This window comes from Phycicoccus sp., assembly GCF_035325325.1.
Classification (GTDB): domain Bacteria; phylum Actinomycetota; class Actinomycetes; order Actinomycetales; family Dermatophilaceae; genus Phycicoccus.
Genome location: NZ_DAOLAC010000017.1, coordinates 44,393 through 51,583 on the forward strand (window position 1 = coordinate 44,393; position 7,191 = coordinate 51,583).

A 7,191-nucleotide genomic window follows, 5' to 3' on the forward strand; every position below is an offset into this window, starting at 1 on the left:
ACCGTTTCCCCCAGGAGGTTCTCCGTGACAGGAACGTCTCGAGGCACGGTGGCGCTGGTCGGCGCCGTCGTGCTCGCCGCGACCTCGGCCACCGCGGCCGTGGCAGCACCCCACGGCTCCGGCCGGCACCAGGTGAGCAAGGCGCCCGCATGGGTCTCGCACGCCCGCGCCGCCCGGACGGCCGCCCCGGCCGCCGCGCACGCCAAGATCTGGCTCACCCCGCGCGACACCGCCGGGCTCACCGCCCTCGCCACCGCCGTCTCGACGCCGCACTCGTCGTCGTACGGCCACTACCTCAGCGACGCCCAGTACCGCTCCCGCTTCGCCCCGACCGCCGCGAGCGTCGCGGCGGTCCGCTCGTGGGCGAAGGGCGCCGGCCTGCGGATCGACGCCGTCGGTGCGGACAACCACTTCGTCTCGGTCTCCGGCAGCGCGTCCGCGGTGTCGCAGGCGTTCACCGCCGGGCTGCAGACCTTCAGCGTCGACGGGCACACCGGCACGGCGCCGACCACCGCGGTCACCGTGCCCGACAGCCTCGCCGGGCAGGTCCTCGCGGTCACCGGGCTCGACACCGTGACGCACTGGACCGCGCCGAACCTCCAGAAGGACAAGGGAACCCCGTCCGCCGACGCCGGCACCTCGCCGAGCGACCTCGGCCCGCCCCCGGGCTTCGTCAACGCGACGCCCTGCTCCTCGTACTACGGGCAGAAGGTCGACAAGACCGACCCCGCGTTCGAGGGGAAGCACCTCCCGTACGCGGTCTGCGGCTACGTGCCCTCGCAGCTGCGCTCCACCTACGGCGTCAGCACCTCGCGGCGCACGGGGCGGGGCCAGACGGTCGCCATCACCGACGCCTTCGCGGCGCCGACCATCGAGAAGGACGCGAACACCTACGCCGTCGGGCACGGTGACCGGCCCTTCCGCCGCGGCCAGCTGACCCAGTCCAACGACACGAACTACGACCCGGCCAAGGTCGACGAGTGCGGTGGCAACGGCTGGTTCGGCGAGGAGTCCCTCGACGTCGAGGCCGTCCACGGGATGGCGCCCGACGCGGGCGTCGCGTACTACGGCGCGGCCAGCTGCTACGACGACGACCTGCTCGCCTCGCTCGCGCGGGCCGTCTCGGACAACCGCGCGTCGGCGATCTCCAACTCCTGGGGCGAGCCGACCTACGTGACGGTCGACGGCACGGTCTACCCGACGATCGACCAGACGCTCGTCGACGCCTACGAGTCGGTCTTCCTCCAGGGCGCGGTGCAGGGCATCGGGTTCTACTACTCCTCGGGCGACGACGGCGACGAGGGCGCGAACACCGGTGTGGTCTCGCCCGACTGGCCGGCGGCCGACCCCTGGGTCACCGCCGTCGGTGGCACCGCGCTCGCGGTCGACAAGCACGGCCGGCGCCAGTTCGAGACCGGCTGGGGCACCGAGCGCTACTCGCTGACGAACGGCGCGTGGACCTCGGACGGCTTCCTCTACGGGGCCGGCGGTGGCTGCAGCGACATCTTCGCCAAGCCGGCCTACCAGCGGCTCGCCCGCACCGGGTGCGACAAGCGGGCCGTGCCCGACGTCGCGATGGACGCCGACCCGACGACCGGCATGCTCGTCGGTGAGACGCAGGTGTTCGACCTGCCGACGAAGTTCGGCCAGGGGACCCGCTACGGCGAGTACCGCATCGGCGGCACGAGCCTCGCGGCGCCGCTGTTCGCCGGCGTCCAGGCCGACGCGCAGCAGGGTCGGCGGCGGATCGGCTTCGCCGACCCGCTGATCTACCTCCTCGGTGCGTTCGGTGTCTTCCACGACGTCCGGCCCGAGGGCGACCCGGGCAACATCCGCGTCGACTACGTCAACGGCCTCAACGCCGACGACGGGCTGCGCTCGACGGTCCGCACCTTCGACGAGGACTCGAGCCTGACCACCGGTCGCGGCTGGGACGACGTCACCGGGGTCGGCACGCCCACGGCGGCCTACCTGTGGGCGGCCTCCCGGCTCTGACCGGAGCCACCCACGCGCGGGGCCCGGCCGCCACGGCGGCCGGGCCCCGTCGCGTCAGGCGTACAGCGCGCCGACGACCTCGCGGAAGGCCTCGGTGTGCCGGTCGACGTCCTCGCGGGTGGTGTCGGGGCACATGAGCGCCATGTTGTGGAACGGCGTCATGAGGATGCCGCGGTTCACCATCGCCAGGTGCAGGTAGGCGTCGAGGTCGTCGTCGTGGGCCGCGGCCGACTCCTCGCCGCTGCGGGGCGCCGGCCGGGCGAACCGGTACTCCGAGCGGGCGCCGAGCCGGCTGACCGACCACGGCACGTCGTACTCGTCGAGGACGCCCTGCACTCCCTCTGTGAAGGCCTCGGCCAGCGAGCTCATGCGCGCGAACGCGTCCTCGGTGAGCACCTCGCCGAGGGTGGCCCGCATCGCCGCCGTCGAGAGCGCGTTGCCGGCGAGCGTCCCGCCGACCCCGCCGACGTCGATGATGTCCGCCTCGCCCGTCTCGGTGTGCCGGGTCACGGCTGCCGCCACCTCCGCGGTGATGCCGTACGCCCCGCACGGGATGCCGCCGCCGATCGACTTGCCGATGACGAAGAGGTCGGGCTCCAGGCCCCACGCGCGGGTCGCGCCACCCCAGCCGGCCGAGAAGGTGTGCGTCTCGTCGATCATCAGCAGCGCGCCGTACCGCGTGGCCAGCTCGCGCAGCCCCTCGAGGAACCCGGGCTCGGGCAGGACGATGCCGATGTTGGTCAGTGCCGGCTCGGTGAGGATGGCGGCGACGTCGCCGTGCGCCAGCTGGCGCTCGACCGAGGCGAGGTCGTTCCACGTCGCCGCCCGGGTGGTGAGGTCGAGCGGGACCGGGGGAGCGACGTTGCCGGGGCGCGAGAGCGTCGTCCCGTCCGGCCCGGGGACGGCGAAGGTCTCGTCGACCGAGCCGTGGTAGCAGTAGCCGAAGACGAGGATCTTCGAGCGGCCGGTCGCCAGCCGGGCCAGCCGCACGGCCCACCGGTTCGCGTCGGTCGCCGACAGGGTGAAGCTCCACAGCGGCATCCCGAACCGCCGGGTCAGCTCCTCGCCCACCCACTGGGCGTCCTCGCTGGGCAGCATCGTCGTGATGCCGCCCAGCTCGCCCATCCGCCGGGAGACGGCGGCCGTCGTCGGTGCCGGCGAGTGGCCGGCCATCGCGCCGGTGTCGCCGAGGGCGAAGTCGACGTAGGTGTGGCCGTCGACGTCGGTGACCCGGTTGCCGCGGGCGCGGTCGAGGTAGAGGGGGAAGCCGCCGCTCCACTTGTTCATCCACGTCATCGGCACTCGGCCGAAGAGGTTGCTCCCGGCCTCGAAGAAGGCCCGGCTGCGCGGGTGCTCGGCGGTGTAGCGCTCCTGCTCGGCGGCGAGGAGGCGGGCCAGACGGTCGCGGTCGGTGCTCGGCATGCTCGCACCCTAGTGCTGCGGATGGAGTGTCGGAAGGGTCCGTTCGCGACGCGATCCGTCCCGCATCGACCGCGCGAGCCGCGAGATCGGTGGGTCGGGTCCGGGTCGGTGCGTCCTGGGACGATCGCCCCGACGCCGTGCCTCACGGGGGCCGGACCGGGGTGGGCCACCCGCGATTCGGCGCCCGGTCCGCGCGCTCATAGGCTGGTGCGCCATGGCCCGCCAGCGCACCCCCGACGGCCCCCCGCCGCCCCCGGCGGTGCAGAAGCTCCGCATCCGCTACGCCAAGCGCGGCCGGCTGCGGTTCTCCTCGACCCGTGACTTCTCCCGGGCCCTCGAGCGCGCCCTGCGCCGGGCCGGGGTGCCGATGGCCTTCTCGGCCGGCTTCCACCCGCACCCGCTCATCTCCTACGCGAACGCCGCCCCGACCGGCACGGCGAGCGAGGCCGAGTACTTCGAGATCCGGGTCACCGAACGGGTCGACCCCGAGGCGGTGCGCGAGGCCCTCGACGAGGCCCTGCCCCGGGGGCTCGACGTCGTCGAGGTCGTCGAGGCCGGCCCGGGCGCCCTCGCCGACCGGCTCGAGGCCAGCGAGTGGGAGCTCCGGCTGCGGGGGAGCACCCCCGAGGACCTGGCCCCCGTCGTCGCCGGGTACCTCGCCGCCTCGCGGGCCGAGGCGACCCGCACCTTCAAGTCCGGGCCCCGCACCTTCGACACGCGCGAGGCGGTGACCGACCTGCGGGTCGCGGGGGTCGACGAGGCCGGGTGTGCGATACTGCGGATGGTCGTACGGCACACCACACCGTCCGTGCGCCCCGACGACATCCTGACCGCACTCCACGCAGTCACGGGGTTCGTGCCACCGGTTCCACCCCTGGTGACCCGACTGGCGCAGGGCCCCCTGCGCGAGGACCGTGCCGGGGTGGCCGATCCACTGGCCGCCGACCGGGAGGCCGTCGGCCCCGAGGGGTGACGCGCCGCCCGCGCGAGCCGTTCGGGGCAGCTGCCGACTTCCGTGCGGGCCCTCCGGTCCACACGATTGCGACCGCACCGCGCGGTCGGTGCGGGAGGCGCCCCCGGGCGTCCCCGGTGTGGGCACCGGCCGGCGGGCGACGAAAGGGGCCGACATGGCCACCGAGAACGACCCGACCACCCCCGAGGCCGCCGAACCGGCCACCCTCCCCGTCGAGCCGGCGCCGGGCAGCGGGGACGACACGTCCAGCGCCACCGCGGCCGCGACGAAGCCGGCCCGCAAGCGCGCCACCCGCAAGAAGGCCACGCCCGCCGCCGAGCCGGCTGCAGAGCCGGCTGCAGAGCCGGCCACCGACCCCGCCGCCGACAGCGAGGCTCCCGCGGAGACCGGGGCCGAGGAGGCGCCGAAGAAGCCGGCCCGCAAGAGGGCCGCGGCGAAGACGACGAAGAAGAAGAAGTCGGCGGTGGCCGAGCCGGTCGCGCCCGAGCCCGCCACCGGGACCCCGGCCGACGAGGACGAGGACGAAACGACGTCGGAGGCCGCAGGTCCCGCGTTCGGCGTCCTCTTCCAGGCCCCCGAGCCCACCGTCGTCCCGCGCCGCCGCCGGGCCACGTCGCCCGCCCAGAAGCCGGCCGAGGCCCCCGCCGGCGAGGCCGAGCAGGTCGCCACCGAGACCTCCGACGACACGCCCACCGACCCCGCCACCGAGGACGGCGAGGCGGCCGAGGGCGAGGGCGGCTCCCGCAGCCGCCGCCGACGGGGCGGTCGCGGCCGCCGTGGCCGCGGCAAGGGCGAGGACGAGCAGGGCGGGGAGTCGTCCGACCAGGCCGAGGGCGGCGCCGAGGCCGAGGAGAAGCCCGAGGACCGCACCGAGGGCGGTGACGGGGAGTCCGGCTCGAGCCGGCGTCGGCGTCGCCGTCGGCGCAGCGGGTCCGGCGGCGAGGGCGACGACCCGCCCGGCACCGTGACCAAGGTGCGCGAGCCCCGCGCGGACCGCGACGAGCCGACCGCCGTCAAGGGCTCGACCCGCCTCGAGGCCAAGAAGCAGCGCCGCCGCGAGGGCCGCGAGGCCGGGCGCCGCCGCACGATCATCACCGAGGCCGAGTTCCTCGCCCGTCGCGAGAGCGTCGAGCGGACGATGGTGGTCCGGGGCCGCGACGGCCGCACCCAGATCGGCGTCCTCGAGGACGGCGTGCTCGTCGAGCACTACGTCTCCCGCGAGACGACCGCCTCGATGGCCGGCAACGTCTACCTCGGCCGGGTCCAGAACGTCCTGCCCTCGATGGAGGCGGCGTTCGTCGACATCGGCAAGGGCCGCAACGCGGTCCTCTACGCCGGCGAGGTCAACTGGGACGCTGCCGGCCTCGAGGTCAACCAGGCCAAGCGCATCGAGAACGCGCTGACCAGCGGGGACACCGTCCTCGTCCAGGTGACCAAGGACCCCATCGGGCACAAGGGCGCCCGACTCACCTCGCAGATCAGCCTGCCGGGCCGCTACGTCGTCTACGTGCCCGAGGGCTCGATGACCGGCATCTCCCGCAAGCTCCCCGACACCGAGCGCGCCCGGCTCAAGGGCATCCTCAAGGAGGTCGTCCCGGACGGCGCCGGCGTCATCGTCCGCACGGCGGCTGAGGGTGCCTCCGAGGCCGACCTCAAGGCCGACGTCGAGCGGCTCATGAAGCAGTGGGAGCGGATCGAGAAGAAGGCCGCCTCCGCCTCGGCCAAGAAGTCGGGCAGCGGTGGGGCGCCCGCGCTCCTGCACGGCGAGCCCGACCTCACCATCCGGGTCATCCGGGACGTCTTCACCGAGGACTTCGCCTCGCTCGTCGTCTCCGGCGACAAGGCCTGGGACGAGGTGAGCGAGTACGTCGAGGACGTCGCGCCGGACCTCGCCCAGCGGGTCAGCCGGTGGACCGCCGAGGAGGACGTCTTCGCCGCGCACCGCATCGACGAGCAGATCGCGAAGGCGATGGACCGCAAGGTCTGGCTGCCCTCCGGCGGGTCGCTCGTCATCGACCGCACCGAGGCGATGACGGTCGTCGACGTCAACACGGGCAAGTTCGTCGGCTCCGGCGGCAACCTCGAGGAGACGGTCACCAAGAACAACCTCGAGGCGGCCGAGGAGATCGTCCGCCAGCTCCGGCTGCGCGACATCGGCGGCATCATCGTCATCGACTTCATCGACATGGTCCTGGAGTCCAACCGCGACCTCGTCGTGCGGCGGCTGCTCGAGTGCCTCGGGCGCGACCGGACCAAGCACCAGGTCGCCGAGGTCACCTCGCTCGGCCTGGTCCAGATGACCCGCAAGCGCGTCGGCTCCGGGCTCATCGAGGTCTTCTCCGAGCCGTGCGAGCACTGCGGCGGTCGCGGCATCGTCGTGCACTCCGAGCCGGTCGAGCGCGGCAACGGCGGCGGTTCCGGGAGCGACTCCGGCCGCTCCGGTCGTGGCCGGCGTGGCGGTGGTGGCGGCGGCTCCGCCACCACCCCGAAGGAGACCGCCCCCGCGCCGGAGCCGGCGAGGTCCGCCGGTGGCCCGACGGCGGCGCAGATCGCCGCCGCCGCGCACGCCGCCGCCCTCAAGCACACCGACCAGGCCGACGTCGCCGACGAGGTGGCCGCCGAGGTCGCCGCCGCAGCCGGGGCCGAGGTCGTCGCCGACGGCGTCGCCGAGCCGGTCGTCGCCGAGCCCGCCGTCGCCGCGCCGGCCGCCGACGTGGTCGAGCCCGAGCCCGAGGCGCCGGCGCCCGAGCCGGCCCGTCGTCCCCGCCGCAAGCGGGGCCGGGTCGTCGCGCCGGCCGGTC

General features: G+C 74.6%; 4 protein-coding genes. 3 read left to right on the forward strand and 1 reads right to left on the reverse strand.

Annotated elements, in window-relative coordinates; all coding sequences use genetic code 11:
• Positions 1–24: 24 nt before the first annotated feature.
• A complete protein-coding gene (locus tag PKA89_RS11680; RefSeq protein WP_324419590.1) occupies positions 25–1,995 on the forward strand; it encodes a S53 family peptidase in 1,971 nt (656 codons plus the stop codon).
• A gap of 54 nt (positions 1,996–2,049) precedes the next feature.
• Here PKA89_RS11680 and PKA89_RS11685 read toward each other — a convergent pair whose 3' ends face one another.
• Positions 2,050–3,417 carry a transaminase gene (locus tag PKA89_RS11685; protein WP_324419592.1) on the reverse strand — a complete coding sequence of 456 codons (1,368 nt, stop codon included), beginning with the start codon at positions 3,415–3,417 and terminating at the stop codon, positions 2,050–2,052.
• A 214-nt stretch (positions 3,418–3,631) separates the two neighbouring features.
• On the opposite strand from PKA89_RS11685, the gene PKA89_RS11690 reads away from it, so the two are divergent.
• Both PKA89_RS11690 and PKA89_RS11695 read left to right on the forward strand, forming a co-directional pair.
• Positions 3,632–4,390, forward strand: coding sequence for a TIGR03936 family radical SAM-associated protein (locus tag PKA89_RS11690; RefSeq protein WP_324419593.1), 759 nt, complete (start codon positions 3,632–3,634; stop codon positions 4,388–4,390).
• 154 nt (positions 4,391–4,544) lie between these two features.
• Positions 4,545–7,191 (forward strand): Rne/Rng family ribonuclease (locus PKA89_RS11695; RefSeq protein ID WP_324419595.1); only part of this gene is annotated, 2,647 nt, incomplete at its 3' end.

Excerpts from the sequence above, each read along its gene's own strand:
- PKA89_RS11685 (WP_324419592.1), bottom strand. The coding sequence starts at position 3,417 with ATGCCGAGCACCGACCGCGACCGTCTGGCCCGCCTCCTCGCCGCCGAG.
- PKA89_RS11690 (WP_324419593.1), top strand. The coding sequence starts at position 3,632 with ATGGCCCGCCAGCGCACCCCCGACGGCCCCCCGCCGCCCCCGGCGGTG.